The sequence below is a fragment of the Telluria sp. ZT3P26 genome (assembly GCF_059686035.1).
This window is the reverse complement of the sequence record NZ_JCASII010000005.1, coordinates 38,943-63,602: the sequence shown is the minus strand read 5'-3', so window position 1 is coordinate 63,602 and position 24,660 is coordinate 38,943. Positions and strand designations below refer to the sequence as shown.

Below are 24,660 nucleotides of genomic sequence, written 5' to 3'. Positions count from 1 at the left end.
GCCCGGCGTCGAAGGAAGCGCGTCGCGCTTCCACCTGTCCTGGCCGGTATCCGGGCTGGCAAGCGGGACGCCCTCACCTTCCTGTCCGGCGGACAGTGGTTATCGAGATTGTCTGCCGCGGCGCAGGATGTGCGGACGCGGCGCTTGTCGACCGTTGCGGGGGCAGCACACTTCCAGGACCGCGCGTGGCGCAGGCCTGTCGTGTTTCCCGTTTAACTTCGCGCGCCGGAATGCGCGCGAGAGCACCAAAACGGCGCGATTATACCGTGTCGGCACGCGCCCTGGCAGGTCAGCTGCCGCGCTTGCCGCGCGACTGCTCTTCGAGCTTGGCAGCCAGCTTCTCGGCGGCCAGACGGGCTTTCTCGGCCACTTCGGCCGCGTGCAACGCCAGACTGGCCGCGCGCGAATCGGGCGTTTCCAGGCTGATGCGGCCCAAAGCGCCCTGGCGATAATCCTGCAGCAGCGAGTGCGCCGCCTTTTCATAGTCGTAGTCGCCGCCGCGCACGCGGAAGCCCCGGCGCATCGCCACGCCTTCGATGACGCCCACGCCATCCATGCCCTCGGTTTTCAGGCCATAGCGCGCGGTCAGCAGGTGCGGATAGCGCTGCAGCAGCAGCTCGCCCAGGTATTCGGCGACTTCTTCTTCAACCAGCGCATTGGTGCCAATGGCGTGGCTGGCTGCCAGCATCAGGCCGTCGGTGGCCATGGCGATCTTTGGCCACAGCATGCCGGGCGTGTCGACCAGGACCACGTTCTTGTTCAGGTACAGGCGCTGCTGGACCTTGGTCACGGCCGGCTCGTCGCCCACCTTGGCCACGCGTTTTTTCAGCAGCGCGTTCATCAACGTCGATTTGCCGACGTTGGGAATGCCCATGATCATGATGCGCAGCGGTTTCGTCGGCACGCCGCGGTGCGGCGCCAGCGACAGGGCCAGATCGGGGATGCGGGCGACGTCGGCCGGTTTCTTGGTCGTCATCGGGTAGGCCGTGACGCCTTCCTGTGCATCGTAATAGGCTTTCCAGGCGGCGGTGGCGACCGGATCGGCCAGGTCGATCTTGTTCAGGATCTTGAGGCTGGGACGCTGGCGGAACTTGCGCAGCTGGTCCACCAGTGGGTTGCAGCTCGCCTCGGGCAGGCGTGCATCGAGGACTTCGATCACCAGATCGATGTTCTCCATCTGCTCGGCCGCTTCCTTCTTGGCCGCGTTCATGTGGCCCGGGAACCATTGTATCGACATGCTGTTGCTTTCTTTATCTTTCGTTCAAGGTGCTATTTTACGCTGGTGGCGCGCGCTGGCGTCGCGAACCCGCCACAGCTGCCCTTTCTCTTCTGCACGACGTTGAGCCGTTGCAACACTGTTGACATATTCGCCGTGCACACTGGCCCTTGGCCACGCGGGGTGGCAGGACGCAGCGGAGACGACATATGCGCGCACGGGACAGACTGAAACGATCGATGGTGCGCTGGTATGGCGTCGGCTTGCTGTGCTGTGCCATCGCGGTGTCCGCGCTGGTCGAGTTGCCGCTGGTGCCTTACTGAACCAGCCCTGGCGCGCTGCATCCGGCGGGCGGCAAGGTGGCCACCGGATCGAACGCCGCCAGGCGCTCGCGCGCCGCCATGCGGTCTCTTGCATACTCGGCCAGGTAGCGGCTGCGCTCCTCGCTCTGCCACTCGCTATCGGGTACGCCGGCCAGCGACAGCGTGCGGCTGACCAGCACGAGCCCCTCGCGGCGCGCCAGCAGCAGCCGGTCCGGATCGGTATTCTCGCGCAGCAGATAACCTTCGACATCGCGCAGCACCAGCGGCAGTGACGGCGCAGGGTCGGCGTCGTGCAGAAGCTTGCCATGCACGCGCAACGCTACCGCCTGCGTGCCCTGCCCCAGCAACTCGTTGAAGCTCGCCAGTGCGAACGGGCGGCCCAGCGCATCGTCGATGCGGCCGCTGACCACGTAGCGGCCAGCCAGGCGTACGTCGAGCGGGAGCGTGAATTCGAGCGCGTCCGGGCCGATCGTTTCATGCGCTGCGCCCGTCCAGATGGCGGGCAACTCGGGCGAATGGATCACATCGAACAACACGACACCCGCGCGGCCAGCCGCGCTGAAGCGCACTTCACTACGGATGGTGCCGTGAAAGCCCGCGAGGGCGCCCGCTTGCGGCGCGAACGTGGCGCGCCAGTCGCCGCCGTCTTCCTGCGAGAACGCCAGCGTGATGCGCGGCGCGGGGCGAGCTCCCTGCGCAACCATCCCCTGGGCCAGCGCACGCGTGACCACCAGAGGCAGTGCGGCGCCGTGCGCGTCAAGAGCGCGCAGCGAAAATTCGACTGTCTCGCCCGCCGCCAGGTAGACGCGCGATTGCATGGTCTGCACCAGCACGGCCGGGTCGCTGTCGCCACCATCGACCCGCATCGGATTCGATTCGCGGACCGGCTGGTTCGGATACAGCTGGTCGGGATGCTGCGCGGCCGGGCGCGATGTGTGCGGGTAGCGCGTGTGCTGCAGGTAGCTGCAATAGGTATGCTGCGTCAATCGAACCTGTCCGGCAAGCTGACGCCGGCGCACGCTAGCGTCTTCGCCGGCAGGGTGCACAACCGGCACCGGACCGAAAAAATGCAGGTCGGCCGGTGGCGCCGGTGCAGCCACCGGCAGCGCCGGATCGTCCGGCTGCCAGAACAGCCCGACCAAGAGCGCACCGGTGACGACCAGCGCCAGCCAGGCCGGTCGCGACCTAATTGGCCGTATCGACCATCGCCTCACGCACGACCCCGATGACACCGGCCCAGTTACCGTCGCCATAGTGATTGAAGCGTTCACCGTCGTCGCGGAACACGACCGAATGCCAGCTCCACTTGACACTGCCGCCCTGGTTGGGCGCGGTGCCCAGGCGCAGGTCATCGCACAGCCAGTCACCCGGATTGCACAGCGCGCGGCCCGCATTGCCGGCCACGCCGCCGCTGCTGTGATAGGCCACGACCTCGTCGTCCTGGCCCGGCAACAGGAACGAGTACGCGGTGCCGCGCGCGCCGGCGTAGCGATAGAACCAGACGTTGCGGGTGTCATTGTGGTTGTACATGGCGCGCGCGGTGCTGGTCTTGAGGTCTTGCACGAGTGGCTCGGAGGTGGTCCAGGCGCCGGCGTTGGCGAGCTCGGAGCCGCCCGCCGCGCCGGCCGCGACGCGCACCCATTTGAGGTTCCAGCCCGTCTGCACGCCGCCACTGGCAACGCACACGCCGCTGGCGTTCGCGCCGGCATTCGTCACGGCGCGCGCCGAGCCGCCGTAATTGGCCAGCGTGTAGCCGAGCAGCAGGTCGCCCGCGCTATAGGCGGCGATATAGCACCAGTTCTGGCCCGTACAGAAGCAGTCGAGCGCATCGCGCACGCGGCCGCTTTGCGACGCGATGCTGCTGCGCCCGTCCCAGTTGACCGCCTGCTTGTTGATGCCGGCAGGCGTCGCGGCCGGGCCCCAGTAGCGAAAGTCGCTGTAGTTGCCGGGCGCGCCACCGCTGCTGCGGCCGTTGATCCAGAGCGTGTAATTGGCGGCGCTCGCGACGGTGCTGGCCAGCAGCAGGCACGCGGTGCAAAGAACATAGAAGGCGTACGGGATGCGGCGGTGCTTCATGCTGGTCTCCTCGCTGCCCGGCTCGTGCCGGTGCTACGTTAGAGAGCAGAATGCCGCCGCGGTTCCCGACTATTCGAGATCGGCCAGCACCTTCAGGTGCGCCACCACGCTGCGCGCCAGCGACGACAATTCGTAACCGCCTTCGAGACAGCTGACGATGCGCCCGCCGGCGTATTCGTTGGCCACGGCCAGCACCTGCCGCGTGATCCAGGCGTAGTCCGCCTCGACCAGCCCGATGCCGCCCATGTCGTCGTCGCGATGGCCGTCAAAGCCGGCCGAGACAAAAATCATCTGCGGCTTGAATGCATGCAGCGCCGGCAGCCACTGGTCCTGCACCAGCTGGCGCACGGTGTCGCCCTCGCAGCGCGCCGGCACCGGTACGTTGACGCAGGTGGCGGTAATCGGCTCGGGTTCGGTGTACGGAAAGAACGGGTGCTGGAAGAAGCTCGCCATCAGCACACGCGGATCGTCGCGAAAAGCGTCGGCCGTGCCGTTGCCGTGATGGACATCGAAATCAATGATCGCGACACGCTCCAGCCCGTGCGCCTCGAGCGCGTGGCGCGCGGCGATGGCCACGTTGTTGAAGAGGCAAAAGCCCATCGGCTCGGTGGGCGTCGCGTGGTGGCCCGGCGGGCGCACCGAGCAGAACGCGTTGGTGACCGTGCCGGCGATCACGTCGTCGGTTGCCGCTACCGCGGCGCCGGCTGCGCGCAGCGCCGCCTGGTAGCTGTACTGATTGAGCGACGTGTCGCCATCGAGCGGGTAATAGTCGCCCGGCGTGGCCGGTATGTGGTCGCGCACCAGCGCCAGCGCGCCCGCCGTGTGGTTGCGCAGGATCTGCGCGGTGTCGGCCAGCGGCGCACTGCGCTGCTCGATCAGGCCATCCAGGCGCGCCAGGATCAACTGGTCGTCGATCGCCCGCAGGCGGGCCGGGGACTCGGGGTGCCAATCGCCCATCTCGTGCCGCAGGCAGTCGGGGTGGCTGTAAATCGCTGTACTCATGATGCTCGGTCTCCGCCTGTGCTCATCCATTCACACCTTGCCGCGCCGTTCTCGCATAGAATCCCTTGGGACGGCTGTTGCTGTCGACGTATGAAGATTGCCAATGACGCTAATCTACCACGGCAGGCCGCAGCGCTGCTGTGCCGCGTTGTCAATCATGCATGCGCGCCACGACTGCCGCCCTGTTCCATGTACCGAATAACGTAGAGCCAACCATGTTCAACAAATTGCACGCCGTCGCACGCCAGGTCAACGAGGTGGTGGTCGGCAAGGACCAGCAAGTGCGCCTGGCCCTGACCTGCCTGCTGGCCGGCGGCCACCTGCTGCTCGACGACCTGCCGGGCGTCGGCAAGACCACGCTGGCGCACGCGCTGGCCATTTCGCTGGGGCTGCGCTTTAACCGCGTGCAGTTCACGAGCGATCTGCTGCCGGCCGACGTCGCCGGCATCTCGATCTATGAACGCGAAAAGAACGAGTTCGTGTTCCATCCGGGCCCGATCTTCACGCAGGTGCTGCTGGCCGACGAGATCAACCGCGCCACGCCCAAGACCCAGTCGGGCCTGCTCGAAGCGATGGAAGAACACCAGGTCTCGGCCGACGGCGTCACGCGCGCGCTGCCCGAACCCTTCTTTGTCATCGCCACGCAGAACCCGGCCAACCAGGTCGGCGTGTTCCCGCTGCCCGAGTCGCAGCTCGACCGCTTTTTGATGTGCCTGACGCTGGGCTACCCGGACGCCGCCGCCGAACGCGCGCTGCTGATGGGCGAAGACCGGCGCGCGATGCTCAAGACGCTGCAGCCGGCGATGCAGGCCGCCGAACTGGCCGAAGCCCGGCGCCAGCTGCGCACGATCCACGCATCCGGCGCCCTGATCACGTATGTGCAGGCGCTGGCGCAGGCGTCGCGCCAGAACGGCATGTTCGCCGAAGGCCTGTCGCCACGCGCCGCGATCGCGCTGCTGCAGGCCGGGCGCGCGTGGGCCGCGCTCGAAGGGCGCGACCACGTGCTCCCCGAGGACATCCAGGCCGTCCTGGTGCCGGTCTGCGCGCACCGCCTGCGACCACTGCGCGCCGCGCATGGCACGGCACTGGCCAGCCGCGATCTGGTGCTGCAACTGCAAAAGGCGGTCCCGGTCTGATGGCGCTGGCGCTACGGGGCTGGTTGCGCCGCACGACGGGCGTGTGGCTGCCGCGCGGCGGCGCGCTGGATGCGGGCGAGGTGGTCATCAGCCAGCGCCGCGTGTTCATCGTGCCGTCGCGCGCGGGCCTCGGCTTCGTGCTGCTGCTGGCCGTGCTGCTGGTTGGCTCGGTCAATTACGGACTGGGCCTGGGCTTCGGCCTGACCTTCCTGGCCTTGTCATGCGCACTGGTCGACATGGTCGCCACCTACCGCAATCTGGCGCAGCTGCGCCTGCAGCAGGGGCGCACGGCGCCCGTGTTTGCGGGCGAGGTCGCCCAGTTCGAGCTGCAGGTCATCAACCGCACGCGCCTGGCGCGCTACGCCGTGCGCGCCGATTTTGCCGACTGGCCCGAGGCACGTCACGTTGCCGACATCGCCGCCGGCACGCAGGCCACCGTCACGCTGACGCTGCCAACCACCGCGCGTGGCTGGGCCGCGCCGGGGCGCGTGAAACTGTCAACGCGCTTTCCCCTTGGCCTGTTCGTCGCCTGGAGTTACTGGCGGCCCGCCGCGCGCGTGCTGGTCTATCCACGGCCCGAAGACGGCGCGCCCGGCCTGCCGCTGCAAGGCGGCGGCGGCAACAGCGTGCGCACGGCCGGTTACGATGATTTTGCCGGCGTACGCAATTACCAGGCGGGCGACTCGCCGCGCCAGATGGCGTGGCGCCAGATCGCGCGGCTCGATCCCAGCATCGGCGGGCAACTGGTGACGAAACACTTCGAAGGCGGTGGGGGCGACGAACTGGTGCTCGACTTCGACCGCCTGCCACGCAACCTCGACGTCGAACTGCGCCTGGCGCGCCTGACGCGCTGGGTGCTGGAAGCGGAAAGCCGCGCCCTGCCCTACGCCTTTCACCTGGGCCACGTGCGCATCGACGCCGGGAGTGGCGCCGCGCACCAGGCGGCGTGCCTGCGCGCGCTGGCCTTGTACGGCATCCAGGACCCCGCATGACCTTGCTGCGTACCCCACTACCGCGCGACAAGGCTGATACCTTGCTGCTCCTGGCCAGCGCGGTGCTGGTGCTGGCGCCGCACGCGCTGCACCTGCCGTGGTGGGTCTCGCTGCTGTGCGCGGCCACGCTGGGCTGGCGCGCCGCGATCACGCTGCGCGGCAAGCGCATGCCCAAGGCCATCGTGCTGCTGCCGATTGCGATTGCCGCCATGGTCGGCGTGCAGTTCAGCTACGACACTTTGCTCGGCAAGGACGCCGGCGTGGCGATGCTGGTGCTGCTGGTGGCCTTCAAGATGCTCGAGATGCACGCGCGGCGCGATCTGTTCGTCGTCGTGTTCCTGTGCTTCTTCCTGGTGCTCACCAACTTCTTCTACGCGCAGGGCATCGGCACGGCCATCATGATGGTGGCGTCGGTGCTGCTGCTGCTGGCCACGCAGCTGTCGTTCCAGTTCACCGGCGCCGTGCCGCCACTGCGCACGCGCCTGGCGATGGCCGCGCGCATGCTGGCCTTTGCCGCGCCGATCGCGATCGCGCTGTTTGTCGTGTTCCCGCGCATCCAGGGTCCGCTGTGGAGCATGCCGGGCGGCCCCGGCGCCGGTACCTCGGGCCTGTCGGACCAGATGGCGCCGGGCCAGATGTCGAACCTGGCACTGTCCGAAGAGCCGGCGTTTCGCGTGCGCTTCTTTGGCACGCCGCCGCTGGCACCCCAGCTGTACTGGCGCGGCCCGGTGCTCGACGCCTTCGACGGCCTGACCTGGCGTCGTGGCGAGAACAGCGCATCGGGCCGCAACCTGCGTTTGTCGGTCGGCGGGCCGGGGCTGGAGTACGAAGTCACGCTCGAACCGTCGCAGTCGCGCTGGGTGTTCGCGCTCGAGATGCCGGGCGAACTGCCCGTCGTGCCGGGCCACGAACTGCGCATCTCGCCGCAGTTCGAACTGACGGCCGACGCGCCGCTGGCAAGCCGCGTGCGCTACCGCGCCAGCTCGCACGTCGAGTATGCGCTGCAGCGCGGTCCGGTACTGGCGGACACCAATCGCTGGCTGTTGCTGCCGTATGGCTTCAATCCGCGCGCACTGGCTGCCGGCAGGGCCTTGCGCGCGCTGGGCGATCCGGCCGCGCGGGTCGACGCCGTGCTGCGCCAGTTCCGCGAGCAGCCGTTTGAATACACGCTCGCCCCGCCGCTGCTGGGTCGCCATACGGTCGATGAATTCCTGTACGGGACGCGCTCCGGCTTTTGCGAGCATTACTCGGGCGCGTTCGTGTTCCTGATGCGCGCAGCCGGCGTGCCCGCACGCGTCGTGACCGGCTACCAGGGCGGCGAACGCAATCCCATCGACGGCTTCATGACGGTGCGCCAGTCGGATGCCCACGCCTGGGCCGAAGTCTGGATCGCGGGCCGCGGCTGGCTGCGCGTCGATCCGACGGCGGCAGTGGCGCCGGAACGTGTGCAGTCGGGGACGAACCGGGCCACGGAGCGGCCCGCGCCCTTCGGCATCGACGCGCTGCGCGGCGTGAACCCGTTCGGGCTGCAGGCCGGTGCGTGGCTGGCCGACGTGCGCAACGCGATGGGCGCGCTCAACAACGGCTGGAACCAGTGGGTGCTGAACTACACGCCGGAACGCCAGCGCAGCGTTGTGCAGGGCTTGCAGGACAAATTGCTGGCCTGGCCGTTCGGCGTCGTGCTGGTGCTGGCCGGACTGGCCTGGTGGGGGATGAACATTTTGCGGCGCCGTCGCGAAATCGACCCGATCGATGCTCTATACTCGGTCTTGTGCAAGCGTCTGGGCCAGGCCGGCCTGCCGCGCGCGCAAGACGAAGGGCCAAGCGCCTACGCGGCGCGCATCCTTGCCACCGATGCTGCTACCGCCGCCGGCGCGCAGGTCCTGGCGCCCCCTGCCCGCGAGGCCGCCGTCACCTTCCTGCGTCGTTACAGCGCCTGGCGCTACGCAGCGCCCGCAGCCGATCCACGGCTCCACGCCACCTTGAAAAGTCTATTGTCGCAAGTCAGATGAAATTAATTGTTACCCTGTTCGCCGCGCTCGCGCTTGCCGCCAGCGCGCATGGCGATGCGCTCGCCGCCCCTTCTTCCGATACCCAGACGCGCAGTGCGCAAGCGAAGGCCAAGGCCAAGACCGCGAAATCCACAGCAGCGGCGAAGGCCAAATCCTCCAAGGCACGCCGCACGGCTGCCAAGGCCGCGCCAGTGGCCGCTGCCGGCGCCGCCGTGGCCAGCGTCGTCGATACCGACAACGAGCATGTCAACTTCCTCGAATGGCAGCCGGTGCGCGAGTTCATCGACGGGATGGTCGCGCAGCACGGCTTCGAGCGCGCGGCGCTGGAAACGCTGTTCGGCCAGGTGCGCTACATCGATACGGCCGTGCAGCTGGTCAAGCCGGCACCGCCGGGCAAGCCAAAGAACTGGCAAGCCTACAGCGCCCGCTTCATCGAGCCGATCCGGATCCGCGCCGGCGTGCGCTTCTGGGAAGCCAATGCCGAGGCGCTCAAACGCGCCGAGGCGGCGTATGGCGTGCCGGCCGAGATCATCGTCGGCATCATCGGCATCGAAACCATCTACGGCCGCGACACCGGGCGCTTCCGCGTGCTCGACTCGCTCACCACGCTGGCGTTTGCCTATCCGGATGCGCCAAACCAGGTCGCGCGCCAGGCGTTCTTCCGCGACGAACTTTCCAGCACGCTGATACTGGCGCGCGAGCGCGGCTACGATCCGTTCTCGCTGCTCGGTTCGTTTGCCGGCGCCGTCGGCATGCCGCAGTTCATGCCAAGCAATATCCTCAAGTATGGCGTGGACTTCGACAACGACGGCCGGGTCGACCTGCGCGGCTCCAGCGTGGACGCAATCGGCAGCGTGGCGAACTTCCTGGTCCAGCATGGCTGGAACGCAGAGCATCGCGGCCCCGTGGCGTATGCCGCCGATGTGTCGCCCACCCGCGCCTGGGAGCCCCTGCTCGGACTCGGCCTGGAAGCGACGCTGCTTCCCGAAGCGCTGCGCGCGGCCGGCGTCGTGACCGGCACGGCCCTGCCCGCGGAGACGCTGTACGGTTTGATCGACCTGCAGAACGGCGCCGAGCCGACCGAGTACTGGGTCGCCAACGATAATTTCTACGCCATCACCAAATACAACCGCAGCTATTTCTATGCGATGTCCGTCGTCGATCTGGGCCGCGCCGTGCGTGCTGCCCGGCCGGAGTGAGGCAAGAAACCCTCCCTTGCCTAGCGGGAAATTTTGTAATCTTTTGTAACAAGTTTCCGGCCAACTTTCAATATTGCTGATCAGCATTCGCCTGCATACCCCCCAGGGGTATGCAAAGACATCTTGCAATTATTCGTACTAAATATATTACGAATGTAGTCATACTCCCCATTTTCTTTCCTTTTAGTTAGCAATTTCCATACTGTGCGGCATCAAACGCTGGATGCCCGTACACTATTGATTAATCAAAAAACAATAGTTCTTTCACGTGACTATATGAGAGAATTGCATTGCGGCTATTGTTGCAAGTAGACAACGATAACCGAATCGAAAGAAACGATTCCGGCTTGCTCATGAGTATCGGTATCGAAATAGTTGTACAATTGAATAGAAATTTACGAAAGTAAAAACGGACTCGACGTTGTAGATGTTGATGACTCCGCACTAACCCCTAAGGACTATGAATCATGACTAACCAAGTCGGCATTGATATGAACAGCGATTCGGAAGGCGACGAGCTGCTTCAGTACAACCCGAATCGCCTGCTCGATACGTTGATCGAGAACCTGCGCCTGAAGAATGACGCAGCGCTGTCGCGCGCACTGGAAGTCGCGCCGCCGGTGATCTCGAAAATCCGTCACCACCGCCTGCCGGTCGGCGCCTCGCTGCTGATCCGCATGCACGAAGTAAGCGACCTGTCGATCCGTGACCTGCGCTACCTGATGGGCGATCGCCGTGCAAAGTTCCGCATCAGCGACAAGCAGTTCAAGCCAAAAGAAGGCGCAGTCCCGGCAATGAAGGACTGACAGATGCCGGGCGCTTCACGGCGCCTGCGTTTGTCGTCTTGCCAGGATTGACCGGGCCGGCGCCGTATGGCACGGCCAGTACCCGTAGTGCATACGCCCGCGCGGGCGTATGAGCCGCCGCATTGGCGGACGACCGAAGGAAATTGGCGCAACGCCGATGGAAAGGTCTAGGCAGTCCAAGGACTGATTTGAAGGCCGCCTGTGAACCAGGCGGCCTTTTTTACGGGCGCAACCAACGTGGAATCACGCTGACTGCGCCATTTATCATGCAGGAAACACACCCGTGGACAGGTAGCGATCACCCCGGTCGCAGACGATGAACACGATGGTCGCGTTCTCGACGGTCTGCGCGATGCGCAGCGCCACTTCACAGGCGCCGGCAGCCGAGATGCCGCAGAAGATGCCCTCCTCGGCCGCCATGCGACGCGCCATCTGCTCGGCCGCTGCCTGGCTCACGCTCTCGACCTGGTCGACGCGCGCCTTGTCGTAGATCTTGGGCAGGTAGGCCTCGGGCCACTTGCGGATGCCCGGGATTGACGAGCCTTCTTCGGGCTGCGCGCCGATGATGCGCACCGCCTCGTTCTGCTCCTTCAGATAGCGCGACACGCCCATGATGGTACCGGTCGTGCCCATGGCGCTGACGAAGTGCGTGACGCGCCCGTCGGTGTCACGCCAGATTTCCGGGCCCGTGCTCTCGTAGTGCGCACGCGGATTGTCGTCGTTCGCAAACTGGTCGAGGATGATGCCCTGGCCGTCCTTCTGCATCTGTTCGGCCATGTCGCGCGCGTATTCCATACCGCCCGACTTGGGCGTGAGGATGATCTGCGCGCCATACGCGGCCATGCTCTGGCGGCGTTCGATCGACAGGTTATCGGGCATCAGGAGGATCATCTTGTAGCCGAGGATCGCGGCGGCCATTGCCAGCGCGATGCCGGTATTGCCGCTGGTCGCTTCGATCAGCGTGTCGCCCGGCTTGATCTGGCCGCGCAGTTCGGCGCCGCGCAGCATCGACATCGCCGCCCGGTCCTTGACGGAGCCGGCCGGGTTGTTGCCTTCGAGCTTGCCCAGGATGATGTTGTTGCGAGCCGCGTTCTCGGCGCCCGGGAGGCGCTGCAGCTGCACGAGCGGCGTGTTGCCGATCGTCGATTCGATGGTCTTGTATGCCATTGCGTTCTCTATTCCTTGCGATACCAAAACACCATTTTAATCCGAGACGCACGCGGGCGTCGGCGCAGCCGCCGGTCACGACAAGCGGCGGCTGCAAAGACTGGTGTTCAGCGCGTACCCTGGCGCATCAGCTGGCCCGGCACGGGATTCGGAGGCATGAAGTAGCCGCAGATGCGGTTGACGTCGATGACGGGTTCCTTCGCATCGGACGCGAAGTTGGTGACGCGGCTTCGGCGCACTGCCAGCTTCCTTTTCGCCTGCTCGCACTCGTACGAGTTCGGGTCACCCTGCGGCGGCGCGATCGAGCCGACCGGATCGGCCGCACCTGCCTGCAAGCCGCCACGCTCCTCCTGCGCACGCCAGTCCTGCACGGGTGCCGGAGCGGACTGCGCCGCCTGCGCCGAACGCTTGAGGACTGGCGGCAGTGCCTCCATCGTCGTGCGCTGCGCGCTGCGGGCGCAGCCCGAGTCGGAATACGTCTTCGCCCCGGTCTTTGGGTCGACGCATTTGTAGACCTGGGCTGCAGCCGGCAGCGCGACTGCGCACCAGCCAACCGCAACGGTGCACAGGACGATGGTCAGTTTCACGACGCGGCGACCGGCTTAACGCAGCGGCAGCGGATACGTCGCGACGCTGACGTTGCCGTCCTTGTCGACGGCCTGCACGCCAAAGAAGACATTGTCTTTCGACAGGTCGAGCGTGGCTTCCGTCACGTTGCCGACCCACTTCGAACCTTCCCAATTGGCGCTGGTCGTGTCGCGCCAGACGATGCGGTAACCGGCCAGGTCGGGCTCGGCATTGGCTTTCCAGACCAGTGTGGAATCGTTGGTCAGGCCCGCGGTACGCAGCTTGACCTCTTGCGGCGCGGCCGGCGCCATTGCGAGTGAGGCCATCGCAGCGCCGTTCACGCGCGTGACCTTGGCGATGTAGTCGAAGTCGACGTGGTCGATCGTGTCGCCATACACCTTGCCACTTTCGGTGCGCAGGTCCTGGTGCTGGTGCGCGAAGTCTTCGGCTGGTTCGGTAAAGCGCAGCGCGGCGTAGCCCTGTTCCAGGAACGGCATGTGGTCACCCCCGCGCAGATAGCGGTCATGCCGCTGGATCACGCTGACCTTGAAGCCTTTCACGTAGCGCTCGCCCTGCTCTTTGGTGTGGCGCGCGAGCTGGCGCGAGAGCGAATCGTTCTCGCCGCCCGTGGCCACCAGCTGGCGCACGGCCTCGCTCATTTCCTTGGTCGCCGGGATACTCTGGGCGAACAGGCGCACCTGCTTGTTGTCGATCTTGCCATCGTCACCCTTTGAGCTGCCGATGATGTCGTTGGTGAACATGCCGGCCACGTTCCAGTTCTTTTCACGCGCGCCAACGGCCCAGTGGCGGGCGCCGATCAGGCCCTGCTCTTCGGCGGCCACGGCCATGAAGACCAGCGTCGCGTCAAACTTGTATTTGGCCATCACGCACGCCAGTTCCATGATCGCGGCAGTGCCCGATGCATCGTCGTTCGCGCCCGGGGCATCCGAGGTGGCGTCCATCACGTCCGAGGCGCGCGAGTCATAGTGACCGCTCACCACGTACATGCGCTCTCTGGAAGCGGCCTGCGTGCCCGGCAGCGTCGCGACGACGTTGACGATCTCGGTCGGCTTGGTGATGCGCGCCGAGACGGGCGCGACGTGGCTGTCATACGTGACCTGCAATGGCGTGCCGGCGCCGCAGCGCTCGAGCTCGGCCTTGATCCAGCGGCGGGCAGCGCCGATGCCGCGCGTTGGCGACTCGGTCTCGGACATCGTGTGGCGCGTGCCGAAGCTGACCAGCTTGCGGATATGGCCTTCGATGCGCTGCTGCGAGACTTCACCGAGGATCTTCGTGATCTGGGCTTGCTGCGCGGTGATATCGGGTTGTTTCGGTGTGGCGGGCGTGGCCACTGGCGTAGCAGCTGAAGCGACGCCTGCAGCAGCCAGCAGGGCTGCCAACAGGGCGGTTGAAACACGGGCGTGAGGCATGACGACCTTTCTGATATTGATGTTCAAGCACGATCTTGAAGAGCTGGAACATCTTGCCACGCGCCCGTGACGCTGTCAGTCAATACATGTCATGTTGCGGTTTTTGCGTCGGCCGGTTTGGCCGCCGACTTGTCGCCCTTGGCGGCAGCGGGCTTGGCGGCGACACCTTCCTTGCCCTTGCCGTTGACGACCAGCCCGGACTGACTCAGCCTGGCGGCCTTTTTATCGCCCATGCCCTTGACGCGCGTTTGCAGGTCGGCCCAGTCCTTGAACTCGCCCTTGGCGCGTTCGTCGAGGATGGCCTTGGACATGCTCGGCCCTACGCCCTTGACGCCATCGAGCGCGGCAACATCGGCCTTGTTCACGTCGACCTGGGCAAACGCCATGCTGCCCGAGACGGCCAGCGCGGCAAAGGCAAGCATCAGTTTCTTGATCATTGAATTTCTCCGTTGGTTGAAGACGCTGGACGGCGACGCCGCCCATCGGTCTTTCAACGGATCGCCCGGCGCGTCGTTGACGGGCCGGGCTTGAGGCAAATCAGGAGGGGAACAGCTCGTCGCGGGTCACGGTGGCCGTGCCCAGCTTGCCGACGACGATGCCGCCGGCGCGGTTGGCCGTCACCAGCGCTTCGCCCAGCGGCGCGCCCGTGCCCAGCATCGTGGCCAGCGTCGCAATCACCGTGTCACCGGCGCCCGAGACGTCGAATACTTCGCGCGCATCGGCATTCACGTGCAGCACTTCACCGGCCGTAAACAGGCTCATGCCCTCTTCGGAGCGCGTCAAGAGCAGCGCATCCAGGCCCAGTTCCACGCGCAGTGCCTGCGCTTTTTCGAGCAATTGCGTCTCGCTCTTCCAGCCACCGACGACACGCTGCAGTTCGGCGCGGTTGGGCGTCAGGATGCTCGCGCCTTTGTACGGCGTGAAGTCGTCGCCTTTCGGATCGACCAGCACGATCTTGCCGGCAGCGCGCGCCAGCGCAATCATCTCGGCGACATTGACCAGCGCGCCCTTGTTGTAATCGGACAGGATGATCACGTCGTAATCGGGCAGCAGCGCCTTGAACTGGCTGAGCTTGTCGCGCAGCACGGTCTCTGTCGGCGCGTCTTCGAAATCGATGCGCACCATCTGCTGCTGGCGTCCGATGACGCGCAGCTTGATGATGGTCGAGATGGCGTCGTCGCGCTTGAGGTAGCTGTGGATGCCCGCACCCTGCAGCAGGCGCTCGACTTCATCGCCCGCCTCATCGGCCCCCACCACACCCAGCAGGCCCGTATGGGCGCCCAGCGCCGCGGCATTGCGCGCCACGTTGGCGGCGCCACCCAGGCGCTCTTCGCGCCGCTCGATGCGCACGACGGGCACCGGCGCTTCCGGCGAAATGCGCGAGACGTCGCCGAACCAGTAGCGGTCGAGCATCACGTCGCCCACCACCAGCAGGCGCACGGCGGACAGTTCGGGGGCCGCCTGCTGGCGGTAATCGTCGGCCACCAGCAGGCGGCTCGGGGTCATGGGCGTGGAGCTTGTCATTGGCATCGTTTGATGGACCGTCAGTTCATCACATTGAGTTCTTCGGTGCGGCGTGGCGGGTAGGAATCCCAGCGGTTGCAGCCCGGGCATTGCCAGTAGAACTGACGCGCCTTGAAACCGCAGTGGCTGCACTGGTAGCGCGCCAGCTTCTGCGTGTAACGCTGCACCAGGTTCTTGACCATCGACAGCTCTTCCCAGACATGGGCCGGCGCATCCATCAGGCGCGCTTCCAGCAATTTATCCAGGCCAAGCAGCGTCGGGTTGCGGCGCAGCTCTTCCACCACCAGCCCCTTGGCCGCTTCGACGCCATCGAGCTCGATCACGGCTTTGAACACGACTTCGATCAGGTCGATCGACGAGGCCTCGGCCAGGTACGAGCGCAGCAGGTTCACGCCTTCCTGCGGCCGGCCCACCTTGCGGTAGCCATCCATCAGGCGCGCGGCCACCAGGGCCACGTGCGGCACGCTTTGCTGCTCCACGCGGCGCCAGGTCTTGAGCGCTTCTTCCACATCGCCCTGGGCCAGCAGCGCGTCGCCGCGCAGGATGGTCGCGCGCACGCTGTGGCGATTCGCTTCGAGCGCCTTGTCCAATAGCAGCATCGCGTCGCTCGGCGCCATGTGCACCAGCGCGTCGGCCGCCAGTTCGCAATAGAACTGGGCGATTTCGATCTGGCGCGCGCCGGCGCCAGACGCCTGCAAATCCTGAGCCGCTTCGATGGCGCGCTTCCATTCCTTTTCGCGCTGGTAAATTTCCAGCAGCGAGCGGCGCGCCTGCACCGCGTATGGTGTGTCGGCCAGGCCATTGAACGATTCCTCGGCGCGGTCGAGCAGACCTGCCTTCAGGTAGTCGATGCCCAGTTCGTACTGTGCGTGCGCTTTTTCGTCGCTCGGCAAGTCAGGGCGCGCGAGCAGGTTCTGGTGCACGCGAATGGCGCGTTCGGTCTCGCCGCGGCGACGAAACAGATTGCCCAGCGCGAAGTGCATGTCGCTCGATTCAGGGTCGAGCTTGACGATCTCGATGAACGAATCGATGGCCTTGTCGGGTTGGTCGTTGAGCAGGTGGTTCAGGCCCTTGAAGTAGCCACGCGGCAGCGTGCGCGACTCGGAAACCACCTCGTTGATGTCGACGCGGGCGGCGAGCCAGCCCAGGCCAAAGAAGAAGGGGATGCCAAGCAGCATCCAGAGTTCGAAATCCATGGTGTTCTTGTTGTTAGTGGCGGGGTGCAACCGGTGGGACGGCATCCGGCGGCGGTGGCGTGGTCGCGACCACACCGGTGCCGGCGGCGCTTTGCAGGGCCTGGATGGTGTACTTGTGCTGCCATTTTTCGCGGCGCTGACGGAACACGGTCGGCGCCAGTGCCAGGATGCCAAAGGCAGCGCCGGCGACGAAGAACGCCAGCAGCATCAGCACGAGGGGGCCGCGCAGTTCATAGTCGAGGAAAAAATGCAGGTCGACCTCTTTCGTGTTCTTCAGCGCGAAGCCGAAGAACAGGATGAACAGGACAAATCCGACAATGGTCGAGACGAATTTCATCAACAGGTTCCGCTAGACAATGGAGTAAGGGCGAAGTGTCGCATATCCGCCATCATATTTCAAAATACCGTGCGACGTTGGGCCGCTGCTTGCCTCGACAGGCCATAAAAAAACGGCATCCTCGCGGATGCCGTTTCTTGGTGCCAGCACTGACTCAATCGTTGATGATCGGTTGCCCGACCATCGCGTCCACCTGCTCGCGCAACTGCTTGCCCGGCTTGAAGTGCGGCACCCGTTTTTCGGGCACCATCACCTTGTCGCCGGACTTCGGATTGCGGCCGATACGCGGCGGACGGCTGTTCAGCGAGAAACTGCCGAAACCACGGATCTCGATGCGTTGCCCGGTCGCCAGGGCGTTGGTCATCGCATCGAGGATGGTCTTGACAGCAAACTCCGCATCCTTTGCCACCAGCTGAGAATAACGCTCAGCCAGTCGGTTGATCAGCTCGGACTTGGTCATCTGCAAGCTCCTCAGGGCTTACCTGATTAGTTCTTGTTATCGAACTTGGCCTTGAGCAGTGCGCCCAGGCTGGTCGTGCCCGAAGCAGCGCTGTTGTCGTTCGACAGCTTGCTCATTGCTTCTTGCGTATCGACATTGTCTTTCGCCTTGATCGACAGCTGGATGCTGCGAGCCTTGCGATCGATGTTGATCACCAGAGCTTCGACGGTGTCGCCGACTTTCAGGTGGGTGCCAGCATCTTCAACGCGGTCACGCGAGATTTCCGAAGCGCGCAGGTAGCCTTCGACTTCTTCCGACAGCGAGATCACGGCGCCTTTTGGCTCAACCGATTTCACGGTACCGGTGACCAGCGAACCCTTGTCGTTCATCGACGAGTAGGTGTTGAACGGGTCGCCTTCCAGCTGCTTCACGCCCAGCGAAACACGCTCGCGCTCGACGTCGATGGCCAGAACCACGGCTTCCAGTTCGTCGCCTTTCTTGAAGCGACGCACGGCTTCTTCGCCGGCTTCGGTCCACGACAGGTCCGACAGGTGCACCAGACCATCGATGTTGCCTGGCAGGCCGATGAACACGCCGAAGTCGGTGATCGACTTGATCGAACCCTTGACCTTGTCGCCCTTCTTGTGGGTCATGCCGAAGTCGTCCCATGGATTTGCTTTGCACTGCTTCATGCCCAGCGAAATACGGCGGCGCTCTTCGTCGATCTCCAGAACCATGACTTCCACTTCGTCGCCCAGCTGGACAACTTTGTTTGGTGCCACGTTCTTGTTGGTCCAGTCCATTTCGGACACGTGGACCAGACCTTCGATACCCTGCTCGACTTCGACGAACGCGCCGTAGTCGGTGAGGTTCGTGACTTTACCGAACAGGCGGGTGCTCTGTGGGTAACGACGCGACAGACCGGTCCATGGATCGTCGCCCAGCTGCTTGACGCCCAGCGAGACGCGGTTCTTCTCTTGATCGTACTTGAGGACCTTGGCGGTGATCTCTTGGCCAACCGACAGGACTTCGGATGGGTGACGCACGCGACGCCATGCCAGGTCGGTGATGTGCAGCAGACCATCGATGCCGCCCAGGTCGACGAATGCGCCATAGTCGGTGATGTTCTTGACGATACCGGTAACGACGGTACCTTCTTTCAGCGTTTCCATCAGCTTCTGACGCTCTTCGCCCATCGATGCTTCGATGACAGCGCGGCGCGACAGCACGACGTTGTTACGCTTGCGGTCCAGCTTGATGACCTTGAATTCGAGGGTCTTGCCTTCGAATGGGGTCGTGTCCTTGACTGGACGGGTGTCAACCAGCGAACCCGGCAGGAACGCGCGGATGCCGTTGGTCAGAACGGTCAGGCCGCCCTTGACTTTGCCATTGACGGTACCGGTGACGATTTCGCCCGATTCCATTGCTTTTTCCAGCGCCAGCCACGAAGCCAGACGCTTGGCCTTGTCGCGCGACAGGATGGTGTCGCCAAAGCCGTTTTCCAGCGACTCGATGGCCACGGAAACGAAGTCGCCTACTGCGACTTCCAGTTCGCCCTGGTCATTCTTGAATTCTTCGATTGGAATGAACGCTTCCGACTTCAGGCCTGCGTTGACGATCACGAAATTGTGATCCAGACGCACGACTTCAGCCGAAATGACTTCGCCCGAACGCATGTCTTGACGCGACAGCGATTCCTCGAAGAGGGCGGCAAAGCTTTCCATACCAGTATCTTGGGTAGTTGCAGTAGACATAAAAAAGTTGGTTATTTCATGTGAGCCAGCAGACCGACGATAGTGCGGACTGAACTGGGTTAGGTTAAAACACGCTTGCGATCGCCAATATGCTGTCGCAAGCACCAAAGGACAATGGTCTTCGATTGACATCTCAATATAAAACGAGGATGCCAACCCAAAGACCGTCGTCCCCGCGTAGGCGGGGAACCAAGTTACTCAGCGCAACCACCACGGCGATGACTCAAGCCAATGGCGGCATTGCAGACCTGGATTCCCGCCTGCGCGGGAATGACGTTCAGGCGCCGCTGCCCTACGGTTCGGACTGCAACCGGTTGACACCACCGCCACCACGTCATTCAAAGTCTTATTTCTGCGCATACCAGGCCAGGACTTGCTCGACCGCCTGGTCGACCCCCATCGCAGAGGTATCCAGGATATGCGCATCAGCTGCTGCGACCAGGGGAGCGACTGCACGACCAGTGTCGCGTTCGTCTCTAGCCCGTAAATCTGCAAGCAGGTCGTTCATATTAGCAGAAAAGCCTTTGTCAATCAATTGCTTATACCGGCGTTGCGCGCGCGCCTCAGCACTTGCGGTCAGGAATACTTTGAGCTTGGCGGTGGGAAAGATCACGGTGCCCATATCGCGGCCATCGGCCACCAGTCCGGGCGCCTGGCGAAAGCCCAGTTGCAGGTCGAACAGCGCCTGGCGCACGCTCGGCAGGGCGGCGATCTTCGACGCCATATTGCCCACCTCTTCCGCGCGGATCGCGTGGCTTACATCCTCATCCGCCAGGTAGATCACGTCATCCCGGAAGCGCGCCGGCAGCTGCTGGGCCAGCGTAGCGATGCCCGCTTCGTCCGACAGCGGCAGTGCGCCGCGCAGCGCCTGCAGCGCCGTCAGGCGGTACAGCGCGCCCGAATCAAGAAGGTGAAAGCCCAGGCGGTCGGCGACGCGGCTGGCCACGGTGCCCTTGCCGGAGGCGGTCGGGCCGTCGATGGTGATGACTGGTACGTTTGAATTGGGCATGGGCTCGGGCAGATGGATTAAAACAGCTCGTTGCGCGCAATGCCCGCAAACGCTTCGAAATAGTCGGGGAAGGTCTTGGCGACGCACTTCGGATCGTTGATCCGCATCGCGTTGCCGCGCCGCGCCTTGCCGTCCAGCGACGCCAGCGAGAAGCACATCGCCATCCGGTGGTCGTCGTAGGTGTCGATCGTGGCGGGCTTGAGTTCGTCCGGCGGCGTGATGCGGATGTAGTCCGGCCCCTCCTCCACCTCGGCGCCGACCTTGCGCAGTTCGGTCGCCATCGCGCTCAGGCGATCGGTTTCCTTCACGCGCCAGCTGGCGATATTGCGCAGCGTGCTCGGGCCGTCGGCGTACAGTGCCGCCACCGCAATCGTCATCGCCGCATCCGGGATGTGGTTGAAGTCGGCGTCGATGGCCTTCAGCACGCCATTCGATTGCACCTCGATCCAGTTCTCGCCACGCGTGACGATGGCGCCCATGCGTTCGAGCGCATCGGCAAAGCGCACGTCGCCTTGGATGCTGTGTTCACCGACGCCTTCGACGCGCACCGGTCCGCCCGCGATCGCGCCGGCGGCCAGGAAGTACGATGCCGACGAGGCATCGCCTTCGACGTGGATCGTGCCCGGGCTCTGATAGCGCTGACCCGGCTGCACGGTGAACGAGGCCCAGCCGTTCTGCTCGACCTCGACGCCAAAGCGGCGCATCAGGTTCAGCGTGATCTCGATATACGGCTTGGAAATCAGCTCGCCGACGACATCGATGGATACCGGATGCGTGGTGGCCATCAGCGGCGCGGCCATCAAGAGCGCGGTCAGGAACTGGCTCGACACATTGCCGCGCACCGCCATGCGGTTGGCCGTGATGTGGCCGCGACGGATGCGCAGCGGCGGAAAGCCCGCTTCACCCGTGTACTCGATCTGCGCGCCGACGGCGTTGAGCGCGTCGACCAGGTCGCCGATCGGGCGTTCGTGCATGCGCGAGACGCCATGCAGCGTGTAGTCGCCGCCGATCACGGCCAGCGCCGCCGTCAGCGGCCGGATCGCGGTGCCGGCATTGCCCATAAACAGATCGGCCGCAGATTCGGGCAGCACGCCGCCGTTGCCATGCACGATGACCGTGCGCTCGTCGACTTCATCCCAGCGGATGCCCAGCGAGCGCAGCGCGCCCAGCATGACCATCGTGTCGTCCGACGCCAGCATGTCGTGAATGGTGGTCGTGCCCTCGGCCAGCGCGGCCAGCAGCAGCGTGCGGTTCGAGATGCTCTTGGAGCCCGGCAGCCGCACTGTGCCCGCCGCGTGCAGCACAGGTTCGAGGTCGATATGCTGCGGATAGTGTTTTTGCTGCGTCATGTGTTTTCCTGAATAGGCGCGCGCGGCGCATTTTGCCCGTGATCGGCTTCGATGGCGATCTGCCACTCGTGGCGGGCGCGCTGCGCGTTCGCATAGATATCGTGCAATCCGGCCCCGTCGCCGGCAGCCAGCATGGTCCGCATCGTCGTTAATTGTGCCAGATAGGCATCCAGCTCGGTCAACAGCGCGGCCTGGTTGGCCAGGCTGATGTCGCGCCACATTTCGGGCGACGAACCGGCGATGCGCGTGAAGTCGCGAAAGCCGCTGGCGGCGTACTGGAACAGCATGTCCGCGTGCGGCTTGCCGGCGAGGTCGTCCACCAGCGCGTACGCCAGCAGATGCGGCAGATGGCTGACGGCAGCGAACACGCGGTCATGGTCTTGGGGCGTCAACTGGTGGATCACGGCGCCGCAGGCGCGCCAGGCGGCAGCGACCCGTTCGACGTCGCCTGATGCGTTCTCCGGCAGCGGCGTGAGCACGGCCTTCTTGCCCTGGTACAGGCCGGCCAGTGCGGCATCGGGGCCATTCGCTTCGCTGCCGGCGATCGGGTGGCCGGGCACGAACTGGTGCACGCGCTCGCCGAGTACCGCGCGGGCTGCTGCAACGACGTCGCACTTGGTGCTGCCGGCGTCGGTGACGACCGTGCCGGGCGCCAGGTGCGGCAGCAGCGCGGCCAGGATCGGCCCCGTCTGCGCCACCGGCGCGGCCAGCATGACCAGGTCAGCGCCGTTCAACGCATCGGCGTAGTCGTCACAGACCCGGTCGATGATGCCAAGGGCAAGCGCCCGGGCCAGTGCTTCGGGATGCCGGCCAATGCCGACCACTTCCCGCACCTGCCCGGCGCGTTTGAGCGCCAGCGCGAACGAACCGCCGATCAGGCCGACGCCAACGATAACGATCTTGTCCAGCATTCAGCCGAGCGCCTTCTTCAACGCCTCGATGAAGGCCGCGTTTTCCTGCGGCAGGCCGATCGAGATGCGCAGCCACTGCGGCAGGCCGTAGTTGCCGACCGGGCGCACGATCACGCCCTGCTTGAGCAGTGCCACGTTCACGCGCGCGCCGGCGCCGTCGTCGTCGCCGACCCGCACCAGCACGAAGTTGCCAAACGACGGCACGTACTCGAGCCCCAGTTCTTCAAAGGCAGCGATCATCTGGCGATAGCCGTCCGCGTTGTTGCGCGCGCCCTGGTCCAGGAACGCCGTGTCGTTCAGCGCCGCGACTGCAGCGGCCTGCGCCAGCGAGTTGACGTTGAATGGCTGGCGGATGCGGTTCATCAGATCGGTGACGGCTGGCTGCGCGATGGCAAAGCCCACGCGCAGGCCGGCCAGGCCATAGGCCTTCGAGAACGTGCGCGACACGATCAGGTTCGGGTAGGTGCGCACCCAGGCGCTCGACTCGAACTGGTGCTCGGGCGCCAGGTACTCGTTGTACGCTTCGTCGAGGACGACGATCACGTGCGCCGGCACCTTTTGCAGGAACGCTTCGATCTGCGCAGCCGGGATGAACGTGCCGGTCGGGTTGTTCGGGTTGGCGACGTACACCAGGCGCGTATCGGCATCGATGGCAGCTGCCATCGCATCGAGGTCGTGACCGTAGTCGACGGCCGGCACCACGATCGCGCGGCCACCGACGCCTTGCGTGGCCAGCGCATACACGGCAAACGAATACTGCGAATACACGACCGCTTCGCCTTTTTGCACGAAGGCGTGGGCCGCGATCTCGAGGATGTCGTTGCTGCCGTTGCCGAGCGTGATCCAGTCGAGCGGCACGTCGTAGCGTTTGGCCAGCGCGGTCTTCAGCTCGAAACCGTTGGCGTCCGGGTAGCGGCCCAGGTCAGCTGCCGCTTCGAGCATCGCGGCGCGGCTCGATGCGGGGATGCCGAACGGGTTTTCGTTCGACGCCAGCTTGACGATGTTCGCTTCGTCGAGACCATATTCGCGGGCCACTTCGGCGATCGGTTTGCCGGCCTGGTAAGGGGCGATGGCACGGATGTATTCGGGACCAAATGTCGACATGAAAATCTCTCTTGTTATCGTTTAAAGGCTTTGCGGGTAGGAACCCAGCACCTTGAAGAAGGCGGCGTTGTCCTTGAGTTCTTCGAGCGCGCGCGCAACGGCAGCGTCGTGCACGTGGCCCTCGATGTCGACATAGAAGTAATACTCCCAGGTGCCGATACGCGCCGGGCGCGATTCGAACCGGGTCATCGACACGCCGTGTTTTTCCAGGGGCGCGAGCAGGTTGTAGACGGCGCCGGCCTTGTTCGGCACGGCCAGCACGATGCCGGTGCGGTCCTTGCCCGACGGGCCGGTCTGCAACTGCCCGATCACGACGAAGCGCGTGCGGTTGTGCGGATCGTCCTGGATGTGGGCCTGCACGACGCCCAGGCGGTACTGCTCGCCCGCCATCTCGCTGGCGATCGCGGCGACCGTCGGATCCTGGCTGGCCAGCACGGCCGCCTCGGCGTTCGACGCCACGGCGCGGCGCTCGATGTTCGGGTAATGCTGGTTCAGCCACACCTGGCATTGTGCCAGCGCCTGCGAATGGGCGCAGACGACGGTCACGCCGTCCATCGTGCCGGTCTTGCTCATCAGGCTGTGGTGGACCGCAATCGAGACTTCGCCGCTGATGATCGTGGTCGTTGCCAGCAGCAGGTCGAGGGTGCGGTTGATGGCGCCCTCGGACGAATTCTCGACCGGGACCACGCCAAAGTCGGCGGTGCCGGCCTCGGTCGCGCGAAACACTTCATCGATCGACACGCACGGCAGCGCATCGATGGCCGTGCCGAACTGCTGGAACACGGCCTGCTCGCTGAACGTGCCGGTGGGGCCGAGAAACGCGACCGTGACGCGCTTTTCGAGGGCGCGGCAGGACGACATGATCTCGCGGAAGATGGTCTGGACGTCGCTGTTCTTGAGCGGACCGGGATTGCGCTCGGCCACGCCACGCAGCACCTGCGCTTCGCGCTCCGGGCGAAACACGGGCGCGTTGGTTTCGGCCTTCACGTGGCCGACGGCTTGTGCGACCTGGCCGCGCTCGCTCAACAGCTGGAGGATTTGTGCGTCGATCGCATCGATGCGTTCGCGCAAGGGGGTGAGTTTGTCTGTCATCGTTATGCTGGTTGGTCGA

Annotated in this window: 23 protein-coding genes and 1 riboswitch; of the genes, 5 read left to right on the top strand and 18 right to left on the bottom strand. The window is 64.9% G+C overall.

All coding sequences use genetic code 11. The features are described from left to right. Positions 1-24 precede the first annotated feature (24 nt). Positions 25-264, bottom strand: a riboswitch (cobalamin riboswitch). Between the two features lie 25 nt (positions 265-289). The 4 genes from ylqF to AC56LN_RS16725 form a co-directional block, all read right to left on the bottom strand. Continuing rightward, on the bottom strand, positions 290-1,237 hold the full coding sequence (gene ylqF / locus AC56LN_RS16740) for a ribosome biogenesis GTPase YlqF (RefSeq protein ID WP_482897898.1): 948 nt from the start codon (positions 1,235-1,237) through the stop codon (positions 290-292). Between the two features lie 295 nt (positions 1,238-1,532). Further along, entirely contained in the window at positions 1,533-2,681 is a 1,149-nt protein-coding gene (locus tag AC56LN_RS16735; RefSeq protein ID WP_499573396.1) for a hypothetical protein, read from the bottom strand. A gap of 43 nt (positions 2,682-2,724) precedes the next feature. Beyond that, positions 2,725-3,615 (bottom strand): hypothetical protein, encoded by an 891-nt coding sequence (locus tag AC56LN_RS16730; protein WP_499573395.1) that lies wholly within the window; start codon positions 3,613-3,615, stop codon positions 2,725-2,727. Between the two features lie 69 nt (positions 3,616-3,684). Next, entirely contained in the window at positions 3,685-4,617 is a 933-nt protein-coding gene (locus AC56LN_RS16725) for a histone deacetylase family protein (RefSeq protein ID WP_499573392.1), read from the bottom strand. Positions 4,618-4,832: 215 nt separating this feature from the next. On the opposite strand from AC56LN_RS16725, the gene AC56LN_RS16720 reads away from it, so the two are divergent. The 5 genes from AC56LN_RS16720 to AC56LN_RS16700 all read left to right on the top strand — a co-directional run bounded on the left by AC56LN_RS16720 (position 4,833) and on the right by AC56LN_RS16700 (position 10,762). Further along, positions 4,833-5,753, top strand: coding sequence for an AAA family ATPase (locus AC56LN_RS16720; protein WP_499573389.1), 921 nt, complete (start codon positions 4,833-4,835; stop codon positions 5,751-5,753). Then, entirely contained in the window at positions 5,753-6,745 is a 993-nt protein-coding gene (locus AC56LN_RS16715; protein WP_499573387.1) for a DUF58 domain-containing protein, read from the top strand. Before AC56LN_RS16720 ends, AC56LN_RS16715 begins: the two co-directional genes overlap by 1 nt. After that, on the top strand, positions 6,742-8,757 hold the full coding sequence (locus AC56LN_RS16710) for a transglutaminase TgpA family protein (RefSeq protein WP_499573386.1): 2,016 nt from the start codon (positions 6,742-6,744) through the stop codon (positions 8,755-8,757). The genes AC56LN_RS16715 and AC56LN_RS16710 overlap by 4 nt, the downstream gene beginning before the upstream one ends. Continuing rightward, on the top strand, positions 8,754-9,956 hold the full coding sequence (mltB, locus tag AC56LN_RS16705) for a lytic murein transglycosylase B (RefSeq protein ID WP_499573384.1): 1,203 nt from the start codon (positions 8,754-8,756) through the stop codon (positions 9,954-9,956). Before AC56LN_RS16710 ends, mltB begins: the two co-directional genes overlap by 4 nt. 467 nt (positions 9,957-10,423) lie before the next feature. Then, positions 10,424-10,762 (top strand): hypothetical protein, encoded by a 339-nt coding sequence (locus tag AC56LN_RS16700; protein WP_183550106.1) that lies wholly within the window; start codon positions 10,424-10,426, stop codon positions 10,760-10,762. Between the two features lie 264 nt (positions 10,763-11,026). Here AC56LN_RS16700 and cysM read toward each other — a convergent pair whose 3' ends face one another. From cysM to pheA, 14 genes are all read right to left on the bottom strand, one after another. Further along, a complete protein-coding gene (gene cysM / locus AC56LN_RS16695) occupies positions 11,027-11,929 on the bottom strand; it encodes a cysteine synthase CysM (protein ID WP_499573382.1) in 903 nt (300 codons plus the stop codon). Between the two features lie 107 nt (positions 11,930-12,036). Beyond that, positions 12,037-12,516: a DUF4124 domain-containing protein gene (locus AC56LN_RS16690; protein WP_499573380.1), complete on the bottom strand. Its 480-nt coding sequence runs from the start codon at positions 12,514-12,516 to the stop codon at positions 12,037-12,039. Between the two features lie 15 nt (positions 12,517-12,531). Continuing rightward, complete coding sequence (locus AC56LN_RS16685) at positions 12,532-13,926, bottom strand: M20/M25/M40 family metallo-hydrolase (RefSeq protein ID WP_499573379.1); 1,395 nt, start codon at positions 13,924-13,926, stop codon at positions 12,532-12,534. Positions 13,927-14,015: 89 nt separating this feature from the next. Beyond that, positions 14,016-14,363 (bottom strand): ComEA family DNA-binding protein, encoded by a 348-nt coding sequence (locus AC56LN_RS16680; RefSeq protein ID WP_499573378.1) that lies wholly within the window; start codon positions 14,361-14,363, stop codon positions 14,016-14,018. Between the two features lie 100 nt (positions 14,364-14,463). Continuing rightward, a complete protein-coding gene (gene rfaE1 / locus AC56LN_RS16675; RefSeq protein ID WP_499573376.1) occupies positions 14,464-15,432 on the bottom strand; it encodes a D-glycero-beta-D-manno-heptose-7-phosphate kinase in 969 nt (322 codons plus the stop codon). Positions 15,433-15,470: 38 nt separating this feature from the next. After that, positions 15,471-16,646 carry a lipopolysaccharide assembly protein LapB gene (gene lapB, locus AC56LN_RS16670; protein ID WP_499573374.1) on the bottom strand — a complete coding sequence of 392 codons (1,176 nt, stop codon included), beginning with the start codon at positions 16,644-16,646 and terminating at the stop codon, positions 15,471-15,473. Positions 16,647-16,659: 13 nt separating this feature from the next. Then, entirely contained in the window at positions 16,660-16,983 is a 324-nt protein-coding gene (locus AC56LN_RS16665; protein WP_183550089.1) for a LapA family protein, read from the bottom strand. Between the two features lie 154 nt (positions 16,984-17,137). Continuing rightward, positions 17,138-17,443 (bottom strand): integration host factor subunit beta, encoded by a 306-nt coding sequence (locus AC56LN_RS16660; protein WP_183550085.1) that lies wholly within the window; start codon positions 17,441-17,443, stop codon positions 17,138-17,140. Between the two features lie 26 nt (positions 17,444-17,469). After that, positions 17,470-19,176 (bottom strand): 30S ribosomal protein S1, encoded by a 1,707-nt coding sequence (rpsA, locus tag AC56LN_RS16655; protein WP_183550082.1) that lies wholly within the window; start codon positions 19,174-19,176, stop codon positions 17,470-17,472. Positions 19,177-19,522: 346 nt separating this feature from the next. Further along, on the bottom strand, positions 19,523-20,185 hold the full coding sequence (cmk, locus tag AC56LN_RS16650; RefSeq protein WP_499573372.1) for a (d)CMP kinase: 663 nt from the start codon (positions 20,183-20,185) through the stop codon (positions 19,523-19,525). Positions 20,186-20,202: 17 nt separating this feature from the next. After that, positions 20,203-21,534, bottom strand: a complete 1,332-nt coding sequence (aroA, locus tag AC56LN_RS16645) for a 3-phosphoshikimate 1-carboxyvinyltransferase (protein WP_499573370.1) — start codon at positions 21,532-21,534, stop codon at positions 20,203-20,205. Continuing rightward, positions 21,531-22,445, bottom strand: a complete 915-nt coding sequence (locus AC56LN_RS16640) for a prephenate dehydrogenase (RefSeq protein ID WP_499573368.1) — start codon at positions 22,443-22,445, stop codon at positions 21,531-21,533. Before AC56LN_RS16640 ends, aroA begins: the two co-directional genes overlap by 4 nt. Further along, a complete protein-coding gene (gene hisC, locus AC56LN_RS16635) occupies positions 22,446-23,549 on the bottom strand; it encodes a histidinol-phosphate transaminase (RefSeq protein WP_499573366.1) in 1,104 nt (367 codons plus the stop codon). A 21-nt stretch (positions 23,550-23,570) separates the two neighbouring features. Then, a complete protein-coding gene (gene pheA, locus AC56LN_RS16630) occupies positions 23,571-24,641 on the bottom strand; it encodes a prephenate dehydratase (RefSeq protein ID WP_499573364.1) in 1,071 nt (356 codons plus the stop codon). Between the last annotated feature and the right edge of the window lie 19 nt (positions 24,642-24,660).